General features: G+C 63.5%; 23 protein-coding genes and 1 tRNA gene. All 24 read left to right on the top strand.

What is annotated here, in order from left to right; all coding sequences use genetic code 11:
* Positions 1-216 precede the first annotated feature (216 nt).
* The 24 genes from AC0QDI_RS17845 to AC0QDI_RS17730 all read left to right on the top strand — a co-directional run bounded on the left by AC0QDI_RS17845 (position 217) and on the right by AC0QDI_RS17730 (position 19,222).
* A tRNA-Cys gene (locus AC0QDI_RS17845) sits at positions 217-292 on the top strand.
* Between the two features lie 152 nt (positions 293-444).
* The gene (locus tag AC0QDI_RS17840) at positions 445-684 is read left to right on the top strand and encodes a hypothetical protein (protein WP_474670572.1); all 240 of its coding nucleotides are present in this window, start codon (positions 445-447) and stop codon (positions 682-684) included.
* Entirely contained in the window at positions 681-4,184 is a 3,504-nt protein-coding gene (locus tag AC0QDI_RS17835) for a hypothetical protein (protein ID WP_474670570.1), read from the top strand. The genes AC0QDI_RS17840 and AC0QDI_RS17835 overlap by 4 nt, the downstream gene beginning before the upstream one ends.
* A 312-nt stretch (positions 4,185-4,496) precedes the next feature.
* A complete protein-coding gene (locus tag AC0QDI_RS17830; RefSeq protein WP_474670569.1) occupies positions 4,497-4,769 on the top strand; it encodes a hypothetical protein in 273 nt (90 codons plus the stop codon).
* A gap of 170 nt (positions 4,770-4,939) precedes the next feature.
* Complete coding sequence (locus tag AC0QDI_RS17825; RefSeq protein WP_474670567.1) at positions 4,940-5,416, top strand: hypothetical protein; 477 nt, start codon at positions 4,940-4,942, stop codon at positions 5,414-5,416.
* A gap of 2 nt (positions 5,417-5,418) precedes the next feature.
* Positions 5,419-5,928 (top strand): hypothetical protein, encoded by a 510-nt coding sequence (locus AC0QDI_RS17820; RefSeq protein WP_474670566.1) that lies wholly within the window; start codon positions 5,419-5,421, stop codon positions 5,926-5,928.
* Positions 5,929-6,008: 80 nt separating this feature from the next.
* A complete protein-coding gene (locus tag AC0QDI_RS17815) occupies positions 6,009-6,260 on the top strand; it encodes a hypothetical protein (protein ID WP_474670564.1) in 252 nt (83 codons plus the stop codon).
* On the top strand, positions 6,257-6,445 hold the full coding sequence (locus AC0QDI_RS17810; protein WP_474670562.1) for a hypothetical protein: 189 nt from the start codon (positions 6,257-6,259) through the stop codon (positions 6,443-6,445). Before AC0QDI_RS17815 ends, AC0QDI_RS17810 begins: the two co-directional genes overlap by 4 nt.
* Complete coding sequence (locus AC0QDI_RS17805; RefSeq protein WP_474670560.1) at positions 6,442-6,726, top strand: hypothetical protein; 285 nt, start codon at positions 6,442-6,444, stop codon at positions 6,724-6,726. Before AC0QDI_RS17810 ends, AC0QDI_RS17805 begins: the two co-directional genes overlap by 4 nt.
* Positions 6,727-6,750: 24 nt before the next feature.
* Positions 6,751-7,380 carry a hypothetical protein gene (locus tag AC0QDI_RS17800; RefSeq protein WP_474670558.1) on the top strand — a complete coding sequence of 210 codons (630 nt, stop codon included), beginning with the start codon at positions 6,751-6,753 and terminating at the stop codon, positions 7,378-7,380.
* A complete protein-coding gene (locus AC0QDI_RS17795) occupies positions 7,377-8,987 on the top strand; it encodes a hypothetical protein (RefSeq protein WP_474670556.1) in 1,611 nt (536 codons plus the stop codon). The genes AC0QDI_RS17800 and AC0QDI_RS17795 overlap by 4 nt, the downstream gene beginning before the upstream one ends.
* Positions 8,984-9,361, top strand: coding sequence for a KTSC domain-containing protein (locus AC0QDI_RS17790; RefSeq protein WP_474670554.1), 378 nt, complete (start codon positions 8,984-8,986; stop codon positions 9,359-9,361). Before AC0QDI_RS17795 ends, AC0QDI_RS17790 begins: the two co-directional genes overlap by 4 nt.
* Positions 9,362-9,374: 13 nt before the next feature.
* Entirely contained in the window at positions 9,375-10,868 is a 1,494-nt protein-coding gene (locus AC0QDI_RS17785) for a hypothetical protein (RefSeq protein ID WP_474670552.1), read from the top strand.
* Between the two features lie 93 nt (positions 10,869-10,961).
* Positions 10,962-12,332, top strand: coding sequence for a hypothetical protein (locus AC0QDI_RS17780; protein ID WP_474670550.1), 1,371 nt, complete (start codon positions 10,962-10,964; stop codon positions 12,330-12,332).
* Positions 12,329-13,681: a hypothetical protein gene (locus tag AC0QDI_RS17775; RefSeq protein ID WP_474670549.1), complete on the top strand. Its 1,353-nt coding sequence runs from the start codon at positions 12,329-12,331 to the stop codon at positions 13,679-13,681. Before AC0QDI_RS17780 ends, AC0QDI_RS17775 begins: the two co-directional genes overlap by 4 nt.
* A 12-nt stretch (positions 13,682-13,693) precedes the next feature.
* Complete coding sequence (locus AC0QDI_RS17770) at positions 13,694-13,996, top strand: hypothetical protein (RefSeq protein ID WP_474670547.1); 303 nt, start codon at positions 13,694-13,696, stop codon at positions 13,994-13,996.
* 3 nt (positions 13,997-13,999) lie between these two features.
* Entirely contained in the window at positions 14,000-14,419 is a 420-nt protein-coding gene (locus tag AC0QDI_RS17765; protein ID WP_474670546.1) for a hypothetical protein, read from the top strand.
* Positions 14,420-14,422: 3 nt separating this feature from the next.
* Complete coding sequence (locus AC0QDI_RS17760; protein ID WP_474670544.1) at positions 14,423-15,157, top strand: hypothetical protein; 735 nt, start codon at positions 14,423-14,425, stop codon at positions 15,155-15,157.
* On the top strand, positions 15,158-15,613 hold the full coding sequence (locus tag AC0QDI_RS17755) for a hypothetical protein (RefSeq protein ID WP_474670542.1): 456 nt from the start codon (positions 15,158-15,160) through the stop codon (positions 15,611-15,613).
* Positions 15,610-16,161 (top strand): hypothetical protein, encoded by a 552-nt coding sequence (locus AC0QDI_RS17750; RefSeq protein ID WP_474670540.1) that lies wholly within the window; start codon positions 15,610-15,612, stop codon positions 16,159-16,161. Before AC0QDI_RS17755 ends, AC0QDI_RS17750 begins: the two co-directional genes overlap by 4 nt.
* A 31-nt stretch (positions 16,162-16,192) precedes the next feature.
* Positions 16,193-17,092, top strand: coding sequence for a phage tail tube protein (locus AC0QDI_RS17745; protein ID WP_474670538.1), 900 nt, complete (start codon positions 16,193-16,195; stop codon positions 17,090-17,092).
* On the top strand, positions 17,093-17,644 hold the full coding sequence (locus AC0QDI_RS17740) for a hypothetical protein (protein WP_098725253.1): 552 nt from the start codon (positions 17,093-17,095) through the stop codon (positions 17,642-17,644). It abuts the gene before it with no gap.
* A gap of 310 nt (positions 17,645-17,954) precedes the next feature.
* Positions 17,955-18,953: a hypothetical protein gene (locus AC0QDI_RS17735; RefSeq protein WP_474670536.1), complete on the top strand. Its 999-nt coding sequence runs from the start codon at positions 17,955-17,957 to the stop codon at positions 18,951-18,953.
* Between the two features lie 41 nt (positions 18,954-18,994).
* Complete coding sequence (locus AC0QDI_RS17730) at positions 18,995-19,222, top strand: hypothetical protein (RefSeq protein WP_474670534.1); 228 nt, start codon at positions 18,995-18,997, stop codon at positions 19,220-19,222.
* The last annotated feature ends 11 nt before the right edge of the window (positions 19,223-19,233 follow it).

The raw sequence follows: 19,233 nt of genomic DNA, 5'->3' as shown, positions 1-19,233 counted from the left end.
GATAAGCTCGCCAGCGTTACGGTGAGTACTGGAGTGCGCGAGCCTCTGGGAAACTCGTTTCGCCGCCTCCACTCATACTCGTACTTTCGACCCCGCACAGCGCTGCTTCGGTAGTTGCTGTGCGGGGTTTTTTGCAGTTTTGCACGCGACAGCACCCCACAGCGACTTGTGCCGTACCGCTATGCTTAAACGAACGCAGTAACAACGATAGAACGCGCCAAGGTGGCAGAGTCCGGCCGAACGCAGCGGCCTGCAGAGCCGCCCACCGCCGGTTCAAATCCGGCCCTTGGCTTATACCAATTTCCTTACAATCCAACCGGGTTGTGAGGTTCAGTCGTCACGAACGACGGCTGAAACGGACCTTTCCGATACTTCCGATAGACTTCATGAACCACATCTCGCGATAGCTACTGCTGGGTCTCCAGCGGAAGCAGGGGGGTCAGCATGATCGGCCGCCGGTCGCACTCCGGCGGCGCGATTGATGGGACCGTCCAGTACATCACTGAACGTCCCGAACTCGACGACGAGGCCGAGGACGTCGTCTATGCGACTAATCCTGAGGACGTCGGCGAGGAGCGAGCCGAGAACGTCCCGGTTCCCGAGCCCGAGGAATCCAAGGAGATCGACCGGCCCGATACTGAGGGCCAGACGACCATCTCTGACTGGGGAGGTGATCAGGCGTGAGCGACGACGTTTTCGAGCGCCTGGACCGAGCGTTCGAGAACAATCCGAATGCTGATCCGAAGCGTCTACTCTGGCTGGCCGACGCCGATCCCAGCTACCTCGAAGCAGCCGAGACGATCGTCGATGGTGAGGATCCGACTGAGCCGGATCCCGTCGACGAACTCTCGTCAGAGGATCTCGACCGCGCCCCGTCCTGGAACAGCTGGGCGAGTGCCGACTTCGCGGCTCCAACCCCAGGTATTTGGCCTGAGGAACTCCTCGATCGCGAGCAGTGGATGGGCCATGTCGAGAAGAAACCGTTCGCACCGTGGGCTGACCGCGATCATCTGGACGCCGATCCCGACAAGGACGCCCGCTGGAAATGGGGCATTACGGACAACTACGGTGACGGGGAAACCATCGCGATGGCCGAAGTCGATCCCCGACTCGACGGCCGGGCGTTCCTCCAGCAGGAGGACGACCCGTTCGTCTACGTCGACGGCGACGACGTCCGCGATCCCGAGACCGGCGACGTCCATCCTGCGTTCATCGCGATCCTCGAACACCTCGGGGCCACGTATGCCGACATTTCCCAGTCCGAGGCCGGCGTCCACGCACAGTACAAGGGGACATTACCCGGGGGTGTCAAGCAAGCTGCCTGGCAGCTCGACGAGGATCCGTGGGGTTCGAACGAGGACCTCCCCTCGATCGAGATCTACGACGGGAAGCGGGTGTGCGTCGCGACCGGGCAGCACGTTCCCGGCACCCCGACCGATGTCGGCGAGTGGAACGCCGACGTCCTCGAACCAATCCTCAAGGCGACCGACCAGGTCGACACCCGAGATCGTGCTCGCGATGAGGAGATCTCGGTCGACCGTGAGGAGTATGACCTTGAGGACTACACACCAGAGGCAACGTCGAGCAGCGAGACCACCGACGAGATTCGGGACGTCTTCGCCGCAGTCGACCGTCTCGATGCACAGCGCGTCGCTGAGAAGACGATCGTCCAGCGCTGGAACGACACTGCCTCGACGAGCGACGGCGAGCGTGCATTCTGGCCGACGTGGGGCTCACTCTCTGACGGTGGGACCGCGAACATCGTCAACGACCAGCGCTGGCAGGACACCGGTGACCTCGGCGGCTACGGTGGCCCCGTCACGATGGCCGCGATCGACGCCGGCGAGATCCGACCGGCGAACGCCCGTCCCGTCGACGGCGAGACGTGGTGGCGTGGTGTCGAGCGTCTTCGCAAGCTCGGCTTCGCGATCCCGGAATACGAGCCATCAACCGACGGCGCTTATAATGGAGATGGAAATAGGCGTGTTGTTTCAGCACTCCCGATCGGCCAGTTAGACGCGCTCGAGCCCGCCGACCGCCGGCGCTTTGCGAAGAAGCGCGGCCTCGAGTGGCCGTCGACCGACAGCGCTCGCGATGAGCTCTTCGACACGATCGCCGAGGTGATCCGGAACGAAGACGACCGGATCGTCGACGCGCCGACATCGCTCGGCAAGTCCTACACGATCGCGTCGACGCGCTGGGGTGCCCGTACCGAGATCACCGGCGAGCGCCCGGTCGTCCACCTCCTCGAGACACGCGACGCTCGCGACGAGGCCGTCGACGTCGCCGAAGAAGACGGCGGGCAGTATCACGTCCTCCTCGGTCGCCACGAGGCCTGCCCGGTCTGTGCTGGTGACCATGACGGGGAGATCACGATCAACGGCGAGCCTGCCAGCGAGTGGCTCGATCGCCAGTGCGAGGGGAAGGGCATGGCCTTCTCGGCCGCCCACCGCTACCTCGAGGAGAACAACGACCAGGGGGCCACCCTCCCCTGCTCCGAGGGCGAACAGTGTACGGCGATCGCCCAGTGGGATGAGTATCGAGAGGGGCCCGACGGCGCGCTCGAGTACTGGCCGCTCGTCATCGCGACGCACAACTTTGGATATGCCCCCGGGCTGCGGATGCACAACAACATCGTCGTCGACGAAGAGCCTGCCTTCGAGCAGGAGCTCTCGACCGATCGCATCCGGCGGGCCGTCGGCGCGTACCTCCGCGAGATCGATGCGCCCGTCACCACGTGGGAGGCTTTCATCCAACTCTCCCGGCACGACGACTACCAGGGTGACGCCGCCAAGGAGCGCGACGCCCTCGAGGATGTCCTCTACGAGGAGCCGGACCGTGACTGGTACTTCGAGAACCCCGACGCCCATACCCTCGCGCCGGCGCTGGCACGGGCGATCTTCCGTGCTGAGGACCGAGCCAACGGTCGGCGGTTCGGCAAGACGATGCACGAACCCCCGCGCCTCGAGGCCGCTGTTCGCGATGACGACGACTGGAACCGCGAGTGGGTCTCGATCGTCCTCGACGAGAGCAACGACGTCCGCTCCGTTCGTGTCGTCCCCGACTTCGGATCGGCTCGATCGGTTGTCGGTCTCGACGCCCACCCTGCGACGCCACTCTGGCAGGCAAATACCCTCCCCTGGATCAAGACCACCGAGGTCCTCGAGCCCGAAGAGCGCCAGCTGTGGCGGCGCTATGAACGCGGCCTCCGTGTCGTCCAGGTCGGCGACGCGACCCGTCCACTCTCCGGCGACAAGGCCCTCGAGTGGCTGAACGAAGACAAACTCGAGGCGCTGTTCGACCACCTCGTCGACGAGTACGGCACCCAGTTCCGGACGGCGATCACGACCGCTCAGGTCGAGGACCGCCTCGAGGAGCTAATGGAGGAGGCCGGCGTCCACCGCCCCGAGTTGATGCACTTCGGCGAGGAGAAGTCACGCAACGACTTCGAGCACGAACGCGTCGGCCTCGTCAACGGCTGCATGGATCCAGGCGACGACTACGTTCTGGACCTGCTCGCCGAGCTCGACCTAGAGGCCGAGGTGGAGACTGCCGTCGACGACGCCGGCGAGGAGTACCGAGCCCGCGGTCGCGGGTTCGATGGCGAGGACGCGGAGACTGCCCAGGAGATCCTCGCGAGCGTTCGCGAGAACCACATCGCCCAGGCTGCCGGTCGGTACGCTCGTGACCCGACCGATCCCGACGTCAACGCGACTGTGTTCGTCCGGACCGATGCGATGCCCACCGGGTTCGCCGACGTCCAGACGCCCGGCGTCGAGTGGGTGTTCACTGACCTCCAGGAGGAGATCGTCGACGAGCTCCGATCGAGTGATCGCTCGCGAACAGCGCGGGAGATCTCGGAGGCAGTCGGCTGTACGAAAGAGCACGTCCGCCAGACGCTCGAGCGGCTATCCGATGATGAGTTCGGCGAGCCGGCAGTCCATGTTTCTGAGGGTGTTGGATCCCACGGAGCGACGCTCTACAGCGAGTCAGGGGTCCCATCTGTCGGTTTCGTTGACCTTCAGGAATCGCCAACTACCCCCTACGGGGACTCTAGTAGGTGGGCGTTGGCGATTCGAGACCCCGATGCACACGGCGACGTCGATCAGGGGGTGAGTGACGGTTCCAGTGGCGACACTACCCAGGTCTGGAACTGGCGATCACCGCCTGATGCTGGTGACTGACCTCATCGACCGGCATCGCGAACCATTGTTTGCCCTGATTCGACTAGCCACAGGACCCCTCAACCTCAGCTAACCATGTCCGACACAGCCTATCTCCCTGACGAGGTCCGCGATCTACCAAATAGCGCCAAGTTAGTGTACGTCCATATTCGCAATAATGGTCCAGCGACACGCTCAGAGATCAGCAATAGCCTCGCGATGCCGGAGTCGACATTGCACTACGCTCTTGAATATCTCCTTAATACTGAGCAAGTAAAGCGCCAGGTCAAACTGAACGATACTCGACAGACAGTTTACAGCCTCCGCTGACATGTGGCCACGAAGATTAATAGATCCTTGTCGAAATGGGGTGCCGTGAGAAATCGATATATCGCGATATTTGCGGTAGAAGGCATCGCTATTGGAGCACTCCTCTATCTTGGAATGCGCGAGGTTGTCCGACATTTCGTTGATGTTTCAAAATTGATACCACAGTTCCCGTATGTTGGAATTGTTGCGAATGTTATCGGCCTCGGTGTCGTTCTTCCGTTGGTTATTTTTGCAGCGATCACGGCGTTCAGAGGTCTCGGACTGGACAAGGCGTAGCGAGAGTCGCAGAGCTGTCATGCGATTCAATAATCGAGTCTATCTCCCTGCTTTTTACTGATAGATCACCAACGGTGAACAACGGCAATCGCGACAGGGCGCGGGAGCTATCGACTGTCGTGTCGATGGCGGTGATCGTTGTCCGCCCTGCAGCATCGCTTTTCTCCAGTATGGCAATAACACAACCCGACCCAGACGGTCACGTCTCCCCGCAGCGAGCGTTCGACCGGCTCGTCTGGTACAACGACCGCGTGTGTAACGGCTGCTTTGAACACGTCCGCGAGATCGAGGAGTTTTCGCCACGGAAGTCCCTCGACGTCGAGGAGCGAAACCGGACCCCGCAGGCAACTCTCGAGCAGGGATCGATCCCCCAGGACGAGTACGGCGAGCTCGAGTCCGGCCAACCGATGACTACCTGTCGGACCTGCGCCCGAGTCGGTTGCTGGGCCGACGATGACACGCTCTCGAAAGTCCAGGCGCTTCGTCTCATCGGGCCACTCGCTCATCGCCTTCGCGAACAGGGCCTCGAGTTCGACGAAGGGACGCTCCGGAAGGCCGTTCGACTGTTCAAAAGTCGCGAGGACGTCCAGGGCTATGATACCGAGATCTTCCGCCGCTCAGTCAAACTGGCGGCCCAGCGAGGGTGACGATGGTCCAGAACCTCACCGCCTACGACCTCGCCGATCTCGACCCGGACGAGCTGCTCGAGGAAGCACTCCAGGACGACCGAGTCCTTCGCCTCGTCGAGGACGCTGTCCGAATCGGTCGGGCCCACGCTTCCGACTGGATCGGGACCGTCGACGGGGACGACGTCACAACACTCGATCCGCAGGCGTCGACCAACGAGGTCGTCATCGCACTGGCCCGTGAAGGGTTCACCCCGAACTGGCTACTCTCCTACGAGTACGGCGGCGAGGTCGCGAACCTCGTTCGCTTCCACTATGATCCGGACCTCTTCCCGGAGCGGCCATTCCGCCAGCTCCACGTTCGGCTGTTCGCCGATGGCACGCTCGAAGCCCACGAGGAACCCTCGGCGCTGATGCACAAGGGGCCGCACATTCGCGAGGAGACGTTCAACCGCGAGGTCGGTACCGCTGCGGTCCGGACGATCCTCCAGGACGCCGGCGTCGACGTCGAGGTGCTCGAGGAGGCTCGATAGATGCCATGTCTGTCAAACCGAATACCGACGATCCGCTGGAGCGCGCGAAAATCGAACTCATCTGCTTGGGGAGGACACTGATGCCTGACGACGAGACACTCGAACGGACGATCGGCACGCTCGCCCTGTTCGTCGTCTGGGCGGCGATCGTCCTCGGACCGATGTTCACTGGGGCCGATCCGCCGCGTTACGAGATCGTCATCGGGACGACCGCGATCGCGTTCACCGTCCTCGGGAAGATGTGGGATTTCGAGGTCAAGCGGGCCCTCAACGCGGTGACGCTCACCGACGGTGGTCAACCAGAGGAGAGCTCCGAGGACGACCAGTCATGAAGGAACTCACCTTCAAGAATGGCACCGCCGTCGACGAACCGAAGATCCGCCTGGCCTGCACCCGCTGCAATGAGTGGCGGCAGTACGATCGCGAAAGCGACACCGTCGTCCGTTGCGGGGAGTGCGGAAAGCGACACTCGACCGAGTCGCTCTGGGATATCAACGCCGCAGGAGTCAATCCATGAACCCCTTCATCGATCTGTATCAGGATCCAGTCTCGTTCCTGACGGCGCTGGCCTACGCACTCGGGCTCGTTACGCTGCTCATCCTGACGCTGTCGGCCTGCTGGTCCAACGCTGTTCACGTGAAAGTCCGCTGGGACCGTCGGCACATCCAGAACTTCCGCGATGAGAAGTGGCACTACGTTCCGCCTGCTGGTTGGCTCCTCCGCGTCGCCGCGATCCCGATGGTCCTCGCGATCGACGCCTGGGCGCTGGCCGCTCTCATCTGGGTGATCGCTCCATGAACGTCCGAGTTCTCTAACCGCTCCATGAACGTCGACGAATCACAATATGTCGGTGAACCGATAGGTGATGCCCCGACCCAGGACCCGACCGACCAGTCGTGTAGGGGGAAGAAAAAGCAAAAGCGCGACGGCGAGGTCGTTCGCGACGATAACGGGAATGCCCTGTTCGGAGGTTACTGCCGCGCCTGGCCTGGCAAGGGAACGGACCACGTCGGTGAGGGACGGTGCTCGCTTCACGGTGGTTCATCGTCAACCGGAAAGGACAACCCCGCGTTCGAACACGGTCTCTTCTCAGACTACCTCGGTGACGAAGAGCGCCGGACGATCGCCGCCCTCGAGGACGTCGACGACGCGGACAAACTCGACGAGCTCATCAACTGGCGACTGGCCCGACTCCGTCGCGCGGTCAAGTCGATGAACGACCCCGGCGATCAGCGCACCTTCTGGGATGCGTTCGAGACGATCGTCAACAAGGCCGAGCCGGTCGAGTCGGACGAGATAAAGGAACTCTCGAAGATGCTCTCGCAGGGTAATCGGGCCATGCAGGCCGAGATCGACCTCGTCCGAAAGCTGATCAAGGACCGCAACAAGATCGCCGAGGGCGAGGACGTCAACATGGGGCTCCGGGATCTATTCGGTGGTGGTGACTCGTGAGTACGACCTCGTCGGACGTCGACCTCTCGAGGTACACTGAAGGCCCCGACCGCTACGTGAACTTCGCTCGCGAGGTGCTGGGGATCCGCCTGGCCCGCGAGCAGGAGCAGCTCTTGCGGGCGCTGGCCGAGCACAAACGTGTCGTCGTCATGTCGGGCAACGGCCCGGGGAAGTCCTTCGGCGTCTCGATCGCGAAGCTCGCCTTCCTCGTCACGAACCCCGGCTCCACAGTGCTAGGGACGTCGGGCTCGTATTCCCAGTACGTCGACGCAGTCTGGCGACCGATGAAAACGCTGACCGCTCAGCTCAACCAGCAGCTGCCGGCGGACCTCCCGGAACCGACTGATGGCGGGCAGCCCACGCTCGAGCTCGACACGGATTGGTTCGCAAAGGTGGTCTCCCCGCGAGATCCGGGCGACCTCGAGGGACGTCACGCCGAGGCCGTCCTGGTCGTGATCGAGGAGGCAGACAAGGCGTACATCGGCGACGAGCACTTCGACAGTGCGGGCTCGTCGGTGACCGACGCAAACGATCGGATGATCGCCATCTGCAACCCGCCGCGGGATGAGTCCAACGCAGTCTACGAGAAGCTGGAGAGCGACCGCTGGCACACCATCCAGTTCTCCACACTCGAGAGTCACAACGTCCGCGTCGACGCCGGCGAGCTCGACGCCGAGAAGATTCCGGGAATCACCGACCTCGAGACGGTCCGTGAGGACTGGGAGACGTGGAACGCCGAAGCGTGGCCGGGTATCGAGACGGCGCGCAGCATCTCCGATCCAGACTCGCCCGACTTCCGTGAGGACCTCGACGAGCGCTGGTACCGGCGCCGGGCCGGCGTCATTCCCCCAGCGGCTGCAGCAGCTCACCGTCCGATCGAGCGCGCGGACGTCAAGGCGGCGTGGGAGCGCGATCCCCAGGAGGTGACGGATGTCCCACAGGCGAGTGCCGTGGACGTCGCCCGGTCGGGGGCCGACGACACCGTCACGACGAGCGTCTACGGCGACCACCTCCCAGTCCGTTACGAACAGTCGGGTGATAGCCACACCGTCCAGCGCGACGACCTGACCGACCGCTTCACCGGCGACCCGGACCACGCGATCGCGGTCGACTCACTCGGTGAGGGTTCGGGCCTGGCGGACATGCTCGAGGAACGCTTCCCCGAGACGATCCGCTTCGGTGCTGGCAAGGAGCCCGCAAACGAGGCTGCTTACTACTCCTGCTGGGAGGAAGGCCTCGACCTGCTCGGTGACTGGCTGGCTGACGGCGGCTCGATCGACGACCGGAAGCTCTACGAGGAACTGCTCGTCGCCGCCCGAACCGTCGAGTTCGAAGAGCGGCACTACGCCTCTCGAGGCACGGAGGTCCTCAAAGCGACGGCGTCAAAGGACGACCTCAAGGATCGTCTGGGCCGGTCGCCCGACCGCCTCGACGCCGCCTACATGACGATCTGGGCCCGTGACTCTGGAGCTACGGCTGGGATCCCGACGGCGACGGCGCGGGTCGGCGGTGCTGAATCCGAGGAGGAAAAGCAGTTCCGAGAGTCCCCGGTCGGCAAAGCGATCCTCGAGCAGCGAGAGCAGCACCGTGGAGGGTTCGGCCGATGAGACTGTCCGCGCCGATCGATCATGACCCCGAGAACGAACGACCGGCTGCTCCTCCGGTCGACATCCGCGCTCCCCTCGACACGATGCCCACCGGCTCGTTCGACTCGAGCAACGTTCACTCGGCGCTATACGACTTCGGTGAAGCCGAGCTATATGTCCGCTATCTTCGCGACGGTCCGGACGCGATCTACCAGTACGATGGCGTCCCGCCGTCGACGTGGGATGGGCTGGTGAACGCCTCATCGAAAGGGTCGCACATCAACGCCAACATCGCCTTCGGATTTACATACACGAAACTCTCGAGTGGCGACTTCCCCGACGAGGGTCGCGGGCTGGCGAGCGATCTCGCACGTCGTTTCGTCACGACACCATAGGAGGCGAACAAATATGAGAATCATCGACGAGGCGACCGACGAAGTGGCCGAACGGATGGATAGTCAGCGGACCGCCGACACCGCTTCCGAGACCCAGTCGGTCGACGCCGCGACAGCATCACTGTCGACTCGAGACGCCGAGGTTCAGGTCGCCGGCGAGAACGTCCCGATTGAGGAGCCCGACACGAACCAGACCGGCGATAGCGGGACGTGGATCTCAGGTGAGGGATCATATGGTCATCCGCGTGGTCGTGACGCTCTCGAGGCACGCCAGATCGTCCAGACGTCGGCCATGCAAGCGATTACGAACGGGATCGTCGACCAACTCGTTGGCGGCGAACTCACGTTCGAGAGCGACGATGACGATGTCGACGACACCGAGGCCGCGCTTCAAACGGTCCTCCGCGACGTGATCACGGGCCCGCACCTCAAGGACGAGGACCTGGACGATCTCATCACGGCCGCCGTTGAGGACATGCTGGGGCCAGGCGACGCCTACTGGCAGCTGCTCAGCCCAGCCGAGGGCGCCAACGTCGATCTCCCGGTGGTCTCACTCGCCACGCTCGATACGCTGACGATCCGCCGGAACGTCAACCGCCACGGCTACCCGCTCGATCCACCATACTGGCAGGCTCAAAGCGCCTTCTCGAGTGACGGCATCAGCGATCTCGGGAGCGTCGAACCTGTCCCGCTCCAAAACGATCAGCTTGCGGTAATGCACTACCCGAGGGGGAACCGCTCCTACCAGTTCTACCCACGGAGCCCCTCTCAGCAGGTCAAGGAGTGGCTCGAGATCCTCACGAACTCGACGACGCATCACAACCGGTTCTACTCGGACAACGAGATTCCGCCTGGACTCATCCAGATCATCGGTGCGAGCGACGTCACCGACGTCAAGGACAAGATCCAGGCGGCCAGCGGCGACCCACGGGACGTCCCCGTGATCGGTGGCGAGGGCGGAGCCCAGTGGCTCGAGCTCGGCGGTACTGCCGTGAACCTCAATATCATCGAGGAGCAGCGCTGGTTCTTCCAGATGTGCCTCGCATCCCTCGGGCTCGGCAAGCAGGAACTCGGGTTCATCGAGGACGTCAACCGATCGAACGGCGAGGTCGAGGCGACGCGGATCTACAAGCGGATCGCCGGCCCGTTCTCGAAGCAGTTCAACGGAGCGTTCAAGCACATCGCCCGGCAGTTCGAGGCGTACACCGCCCTTGAGGAACCGTTTGATATCCGGCTTCGATTCACCGATCCTCGAGAGGAACGCGCTCGCGAGGAGCGTCTACGGAAGCAGTACAATGACGGTGGGTTGACCCTCCGGCAGTACGTCCGCCGGCGCGGAGATGAGGATCTTGCCGACGACGAGCTGACCGTCGAGATCGGTGGCGAGAAGATCGCGTACGGAGATCTCCCGAAGAACGTCCTCGAGCACAAGCTTCGCGATGCTCGTTCCTCTGTTCAGGAGGACGACGCAGAAGAATTGGCTGAGGACATGCCGACTGACGGATAGCGGCGATAGCTCCCAAGGACCTCGGCTCACCGTGGGGCCGGGACGGTAAGGGCACCATCACCACGGCAGCGATTTTCGAGGACATGATCTGATATGACAGACCCCGAAGAGCCACAGTATCGCGCCTACCATCGCCCGGCACCTGATCGGGTCGAACTCCGTGAGGAAGACGGCGACGACGATGAGGGTGTCTTCCGCGTTCGGATGCCGATCGCCACCACTGGCGAGGTCCGCAACGAAGGCGACGACCCACTCTCTCGCGAGGAACTCGCGGGGATGGCCCAGCAGATCGACGAACGCGCTATCAACGTGTTCGGCGACCACGGTCAGAACCCCGACCTCGCCGGCTCGCGCTACTCCGCGTTCGAAGCGCTCGGCGAGTGGGAAGATCCAGCAGTCGAGCCGCGGGAGGCAGATGACGAGCACGAACTCGTCGCGACGGCTCGGATGATGGATCCGGAGACTCTCCCGGAAACGACCGGGATGCTCCGCGAGGGCCTTGCACGACTCAAAGCGCAGGTCGATCGCGAGATGTCGCTCTCCTCGAGCATCGGCTGGCGCGACGACGAGGCCTACCCCGGCGGCGTTGACCTCATGGAGACGTCGATGGTCGGAATCGGAGCTGACCCGCGAACGACCAGCCAGGATGCGCCACTCGCGCAGGCCCGAGCCGTGGTGATGGATGCCGACGGATCTGACGGGCAGCGCCACCTCTCCGGTCAGCAGGCCGAGATGGCGGTACAGGTCCTCAACACCTACCGCGACGAGCAGGGCAACGGGAGCGTCGACAACTTCGAGGGCTGGCTGTGGAGCGCCCGCGGCCAGTTCGACGAGGGAATGCTCCACGCGACTCGGACTGCCCTGCAGGAATTCTACCGCGACACCACGCCGCTGGAGGAGCCGGTGACTGAGCAGTTCGCCCCGTTCCTCAACGAGCGCGAGGGAAGCGACGACGAGAACACGAACAACATGACCGACGAGTCAACTGAGTCCGGCGGCGGCGACGTCGACCCGGATGGAACGCACGACGAGGAATCAGACGGCATGGATGCGGCCGAACACCGCGACTTCATGCGCGAACAGCAGAAGCAGCAGACCGAGCTTCTCCGCGCCCTCTCCGACACGATCCGCGAGGACGGCGACGGGGATGAGGACGACGACGAAGACGACGAGGACAGCGATAGCGAGGACGACGGAGACACGCAGGACGCGGATTCCGACGATGACGAGAACCGCAGCGTCACCGTCGACGGCGAGGAACTGGACGTCCAGGAACTCGTCGACGAGCACGAGGATGCTCTCGCTGCGCTTCGCGATGGCGACGTCGGCCTCGAGGACATCGACTTCGGCGAACAGGAGGTCGACCTCGACGGCGAGGACGGGGCCGACGACGGCGGCGACGACGAACAGCGCAGCAACCAAACCAACGACACTACCGCCGGACCGGCGGGGTGGCTCTCATGAGTACAACTGCAGACAATTCTCAGGCGACCAGTCCAGAACAGCTCAACCAAGACATTCGGTCCGCTCTCGAGGGCAGTCACGACGAGACGCGGGCAAAGCGGATCTACAACGGCCTCACGACCCAGTGGGGACTTCCCGAGACGCTGATCGGCGTTGGCGGGCGCACGGGCGTTCCGCTGTCGACGATCAAGCGCAAGGCCGTCGAGGATACCGACTGGCTCGAGGAGACCTACGGCGATCGCAACGTCTTCATCAAAGCGATGGGGGCGGGCACCCGCTACAAGGAGCGGGCCAGCACCGACGACTCGTTCGGGATCCGAGCGCTCGAGACTGCGACCGACCGCACGACTACGTTCCCCGACGGGAATGAACGCGCGCTCGTCGACGAGGGCATCGTCGGCGCGGCCTCGCCGGTCGAGGTTGACCCACTGTCCGTCGACGTCCAGCGTAGCGCAGCGCCGGTTCTGGACATCATCCAGACGCAGGCCCAGCCCGGGTTCAAGGCGCAGTACAACGTCATCGACGGTCGCGATGCCCCCGTCGGTTTCCTCTCGGAGACCGAGGCTGCGGGCGATCTCGAGGACCAGTTCAATCCGCAGTCGTTCAACATGGAGACCGAGTCCAAGGACATGAAGATCCAGCTCGGGCTCGTCAAGGTCTCGGACTTCACGCAGCGGGCCGAGCAAACGCTTGACTTCATGGATCCGCGCCAGACGGCACTCGGTCAGGCGATCATCGCCCGCGCACTCCAGAAGGCACGGGCGATCTTCTACGGCGATCCGTCCGTCGGCGCCGGCGATCGGTCGATCGAGGACTCCGACTCCTACGAGGGGATGGCGACGATCTTCGACAACGCCAACAACTCGATCGACAAGACGACGACCTCCAGCGGCTTCCTCGAGGATCTCCTCGACGAGGTCACCGTCCAGACCGAGAACACCGGTCTGACCTGGGACCGAGCTCGGTACCTCGTCAGTCCGCGGATGTACAACGCGATCTACAACGAGACCACGCCGGTGGTTCGAATCGACGGCTACGACGCCGACGTCGAATTCGGTCCGCAGGGCATCGCGATCGGCACCGAGATGGGGAGCGTCCAGATCTCCCCCTGCCCGAACATCCGATCCTACGAGGGCTTCGCCGGCACGGCCTCGAACGCCGCGCCCGGCGACGTCTTCCTCATCGACGAACTCGCGACGCAGTTCCGTCAGCTCGCTCCCTTCTCGACGGTCCCGCTGGGCCGGACCGGGCTCGCTGACCGCGTCGCGATGTTCGAATACGGCACCCTCATCGACAAGGCGCACGGCAACCACGGCCTCTGGCTCCAGGGCTACGACATCGGAGCCTAACGAGGGCCTGACATGACACATGATACTGCCTCCGTCGACCGCGAGTCCGAGGGCTCGCTCGAGGCGGCCTACCATCGAATCGACATCACCAGTCTCGACGCCGCCGGCGCTGAGAGCTACGACCCGAGCGCCGAGCTTGGGATCCAGGGCTCGAATCGCTTCGGTATCGACGTCCGCGACCAGGCCGACGAGTCCGTCGACGTCGTCTACGACAGCACCGACGGTGAGCTGAAGATCCGTAATCGAGCGGACGATTCCGACGTCGCTGCTGGGACGGCCGTCGGCGAACTCCTGCTGCACGTCGTGGGGGTGTGACCGATGCCGATGCAGGTCACGCACCCTCGAGCGCTCGATAACGACGCTGGCCCACCGCCCAGCGCCGTGGACGTCCGCGGTCGAACAGTCCCGCTCGACGAGGAGGACTCGTTCGAGACAGATGACAAGGCATGGGTTCGACAGTTCGCGGATGCTCACAACGTCGATCTCGAGATGATCGTCGACGATCGAGACGGGCCTGGGGATGTCGATCTCGATGACGTCGACGCCGACGTCGGCGAGACTGGAAAGCTTCCACTGAATCCAGCAGAGTACACGATCGGCGACCTCACCGGGGAAATCGAGGGCATCGACGACGAAGCCGCACTCGTTGCGATTCGAAATCTGGAGGAAGAGCAGAAGGACCGGACCGGCGCAACGGACGCGATCGCCGATCGGCTCGAAGAAATCCGCGAGGAGTAATCCATGCCCACTGGCTACTGTACCGTCGCGGATGTCCGCAGAGTTCTGCAGAAGGCCGAACTGACCGGCGAACTCGCATCCGAGAACAACCGGGTGGTCGTCGACGCGATCGCGTCCCAGACGGACTGGCTCCGATCAAAGACCGATCGGCACTGGTACGAACCCACCGGCGTCGACGGTGACGAGCACAACCTGATCCCGACCGAACCTCGCAGTCACGGGGCCGAGGAGGGAGACATTCCGTCGACGCCACACCCACAGCACTCTCAGCTGTTAGTCCACGATCGCGGCCGCTACCCCCGCCGGATGGTCGGTCCGTTCACACGAGTACGTCTCGAGAAACACTCCGTCCAGGAGCTGACCGCACTCGAGGTTCGCGACGCCAGTGGCGGGTACGAAGACTGGATCGCAGACGACAGCAAGACCGAGGGCGAGGACTATCGACTCTACGTCGAGCCTGGATCGACGTCCAGTCCGTCCTACGTCGATCTCAACGTCAGGTCGCTGCCGGCGCTACAACACTACGATGGTGCAGTACTGGTGAGCTACGACTACGGTTCCGAGGGTCTGTCACAAACAGTCCGGCGGGCGGTCGCCCTTAAAACGACCGCCGAGCTGCTTGCACCGGATGACGAGGCAGCACTCGGGATCCCCGAGAACGCGAATCTGGTCGCGGCCGAATCGAAGGTCCATGCCCTCGAGCGCCAGGCCGAGGAGAAACTGGAGGCGTATCTGTAGATGGAGCTCACCTCCGGCTTCGAGGATGACCTTCGCGAGGCGCTCCTGGACGACGTCGAGCAGCGGGCCCGCGACGTGATCGCGCCGGAGGTCCAGGCCCACGCCCACGATCTCCTCGAGGCATACGGCCAGCGACACGACTACGACGTCGGCACGATCATCGAGGCCGGCACGACCCGAGTCGAGAGGCGTAAGGGTCGCGTCCTCGTCCGCTGGGGCTGGCCCGAGCCGGCGATCTTTTTCGAGCGCGGGACCGTCGACCACGTCGTCCAGGCGAGGAACGTGGACGTCCTCTCGTTCATCTGGGAGGATCCGCCACAGTGGGTCCGCGAGGAGTACGATCGCGAAGGCGAGGGGTGGCGCGTGTTCCTGCCCGAAACCGAGCCGTCGGGGCTGCCGGAGTCCCGGTTCATCCGCGACTCGCTGAACTACGTTCGTCGGAGGTTCGAATCATGACCACGGAAGTCAACTGGGTCCTCGAGCAGCTGGGCAGCGTCGTCGACGACCTCGCAGCCAACTACACGAACCGGAACGGCAATCCGGTCGCACTCAAGCGGGTCAACCGCGACGACAGCAGCGTCTACGAGGGCTCTGAGAGCCTCGATTTCAACGAGCCGATGCACAAGCGGAAGGACGATCTCGAGAGCGGGATCTTCGTCGGCGCGACGCTGGCCGATCGGGCGGAAGATCCCGTCGGGACGGAGTACAACCTCAAAATCGAGACGGTTGTCGGCCTTACCGTCGAAGGGATGACATCCCAGGGTGGAAACCACGGCCATGTCGACCCGGACGGCGAGAACGGCGTCCCGTTCACCGAAGCCGTGCGGCAGATCCGTCGTACGCTACTCGCCTCCGACACGCGAGCCTACCCCGATCTCGGTGTCCCGAATACGTCGTATCACGATCTGATCCCGACGTCCAACGACCCCCAGTCTGCCGAGTACCGCGACTTCTACCGGTGGCAGGGCGACTTCGCCCTCCGAGGCTACGAGAGTTTACCATGACACGACACACCCAAACTGACGGAGGTACAGCATGACGGGCGCGGGATCGGCAACGGTCGCGTACACCGTCGAGGATAGCTACGGTGCCGGCCCGATCGCCACGGATCCGATCTGGATCCAACCAGGCATGAACATCACGGTCGGTGATCTGAGCGTCGAGCAGGCACTCGAGCGTGTCCGCCAGCCGAACGATCCGACGCCGGCGGGCTCTCGAGAAGGCAACTGGGAGGGCGCGCTCTCGGTGTCGTTCGAGCTGACGGACGACAACTGGCACGACCTCGTCTTCGCTGACGGCGGGACGGCACTGCCGCACAGTCCGATGCGGGCACCGTCGTCGACGTGGTACCTCGCCGTCGACATGCCAGATGGGACAACCGAGTCCCGTACGCCGACCGGCGCGATCGTCCAGGAGGCGACGGTCAACTACGAGCAGGGGAGCAACATCACTGTCGAACTGACGATCCTCTACGGTGACGAGCCCGACGACATCACGGCACCTGCGGATGCGGACATCCAACAGCCGTCCGACGAGGACGTCTTCAGCTGGCACGGTGCGACGTTCCAGGTCGACGGCCTCAACCAGCCCCTCATGCAGTCGGCGACGCTCACCCTGTCGGGACTGGCGCGCTTCCGACGCGGTCAGGATCGGCATCCGTTCGACGCGGTCGTCGACGCGATCGAGCCCAACTTCAGCACGGACGCGACGTTTACCGAGCGCGACCAGCTCGCGCTAGCGGTCGACAACTCTCGAGAGGGGCCGGTTGGCAAGGTCCCGGCGACGTTCGCGCTCGAGAACGGACAGGGGACGACCATCGACTACACGCTCTCGGACTGTCAGCCAGCCAGTTACAGCTGGTCCGATCTCGTCACACCGGACAGCGATCTGGCGGAGCCGATCGACTACCACGTTGCCGACGTTGAGGCGATCTAAATGCTCACAACTGAAACCTACACACTGGACGACGCGATCGAGGAACTGGAAGACCGGATGGACACGCTCGAGGAGGACCTCGAGGGTCTGGAGGAGGGGACGGACGACTATTCAGCGATCAAGGCTCGACGTAACCGGGTCAGCTACCTCGAGCGCGGGGTACGCTGGCAACGCGACGAAGAAGACTGGGGTGGCGATGCGGAGATCGAGCTCGGCTCGATGACCGCCGGCGAAGAGGCGATCATGCACCGTGAGGCACCCGACAACGCCGGACGAAAGGAGATGCGGCTGTGGTTCGTCGCTGCGAGCACGGTCGACGCGCCTTACGGTAGCGAAGACGACGACCTTTCCGAGCGTTTCTCCGAACTCTCCGGCGCCCATCCGGCGTTCGTCGAGTGGCTCGAGGCAAAGGCCAATGGGCTCGGGATCCCGAATGAATCGGGAAACGGATCCTCGACGTCCTCGACGGAGACCACGACCGAGGAGTCGGAGACCTCGACGGACGGGCCCGACTCGACTACTACATCGTCGTCGGACTCGCCCATGGCATGAGCTACACGGACGTCATGGAGGTACCGTTCGACTATCTGGAACTGCTTGACGCCTACGCGGCCACACGACCCAGACTATGAGTTTCGATACTGAAGCACAACTCTCAATCGAGATCCCGTCGAGTGAGCTGCGGAATGCTCGACAGCAGATCGAGTCCGAGATCGGCACGACCGAGATCGGAGTTACGGACGGCGGGTCGGCGTCGGCCCAGGCCGCTGGCGGCGGTCGTGGCGGAGGTGGACGTCAACGCCGGCGTGCTCGCCGCGAGTACCGCTGGGCCCGCGAGCGGACCGACTACCTCGAGGAGGCGGTGGTCTACCTCGAGGACATCGAGGACAAAGTCGGTGGCGGCGACGGCGGCGGAATGCTCAGCGAACTGCTCGGTGGCGGTGCGATCGGTGGCCTCCTCGGCGGAGCCGGCGGCGCTGCCGGCGGTATTGGTAGCGGTGTTGCTACGGGCATCGGTGCGGCAGTCGGTTCGGCCGTCGGATCGGCGATCGGCGGATCGAGTGTTGAGGTTGAGAAACCCGACTGGACGCCGCTCGAGGTCGACGGGCCCGAAGAGCCGTACGATGTCGATCATCCAGAGGAGCCATACGAGCTGGACCATCCGGAGGAACCGTACGATCTTGACCACCCGGAAGAGCCGTATGCAGTGGAGGATCCTGACCCGTTCGACGTCGATGACCCGTCACCGCTCGGCGTTGAGGATCCGAGCCCGCTGAGTGTTGAGAACCCGGATCCGTTCGCGGTTGACGACCCATCGCCACTTGAGGTCGAAGAGGTCGATCCACTCGAGGTCGAGGACGTCGACCCGATCGAGATCTCGGTCGATGTGACCACGGGAACTGAAGAAGTGAAGCAGCCGCAGGTAGGCGAGGAGCCGTATATTAAACAGCCCGATGACGGTGGAGATGGGAACATCTGGTCCTGGGCAGGCAAGACCGCTGATGGCGCGAATGAGTGGGCTGGCGAGACAGCCGAGGGTGCGCAAAAGTTCGCGAATGATATCAACCCGTGGTCTTCGGATAGCTCTGGTGGCGGTGGTGATGGCGGGGGAGGGAGCAGTTCGGGAACCCAAACGTCCCCTCGCCCATCATCGAGAACCACCACAACGACAGTCGAGACGTCCGTCGATCCGCGCCCAGCGGACATCGACGCCAGTGTGGGCCCGGTCGACGTCAACGTCCGCGACCTTGACAAGATGGTCGACGAGGTTGTCGACGCGGTCGAGGAGCGCATCGAGGAGGTCCGGGACGATATCGAGGGCCAGATTGAGGATCTCGAACGGGACATCCGACGTGGTTGAGTGGGCGAAGTTATATGTCTGCCAAACAAGACAGTTCACATATGAGAACACCAGATCCAACCGACCCTCGAGAGCTGATTTGGATGGTTCTATTCGCGTTCGTCACCGTCGGTGCTGGTGTATTCCTTTACGAGGCCCCGATAGATGCCTTCGTCTACTGCCTCGGGATCTGGAGTGTGGTCCTCTATCTTGTCGGCCCGGCGGAGATCCTCGACCAATTGGGGCTGCGTCCGTCTGAGGAACACGACCCGACGGGTTCTGTAGAGTAGTAAACCACCGC

Source organism: Natrinema sp. LJW11, assembly GCF_056135975.1.
Note: the sequence above shows the minus strand (reverse complement) of the source record. Positions and strands in the feature narration are given on the sequence as shown.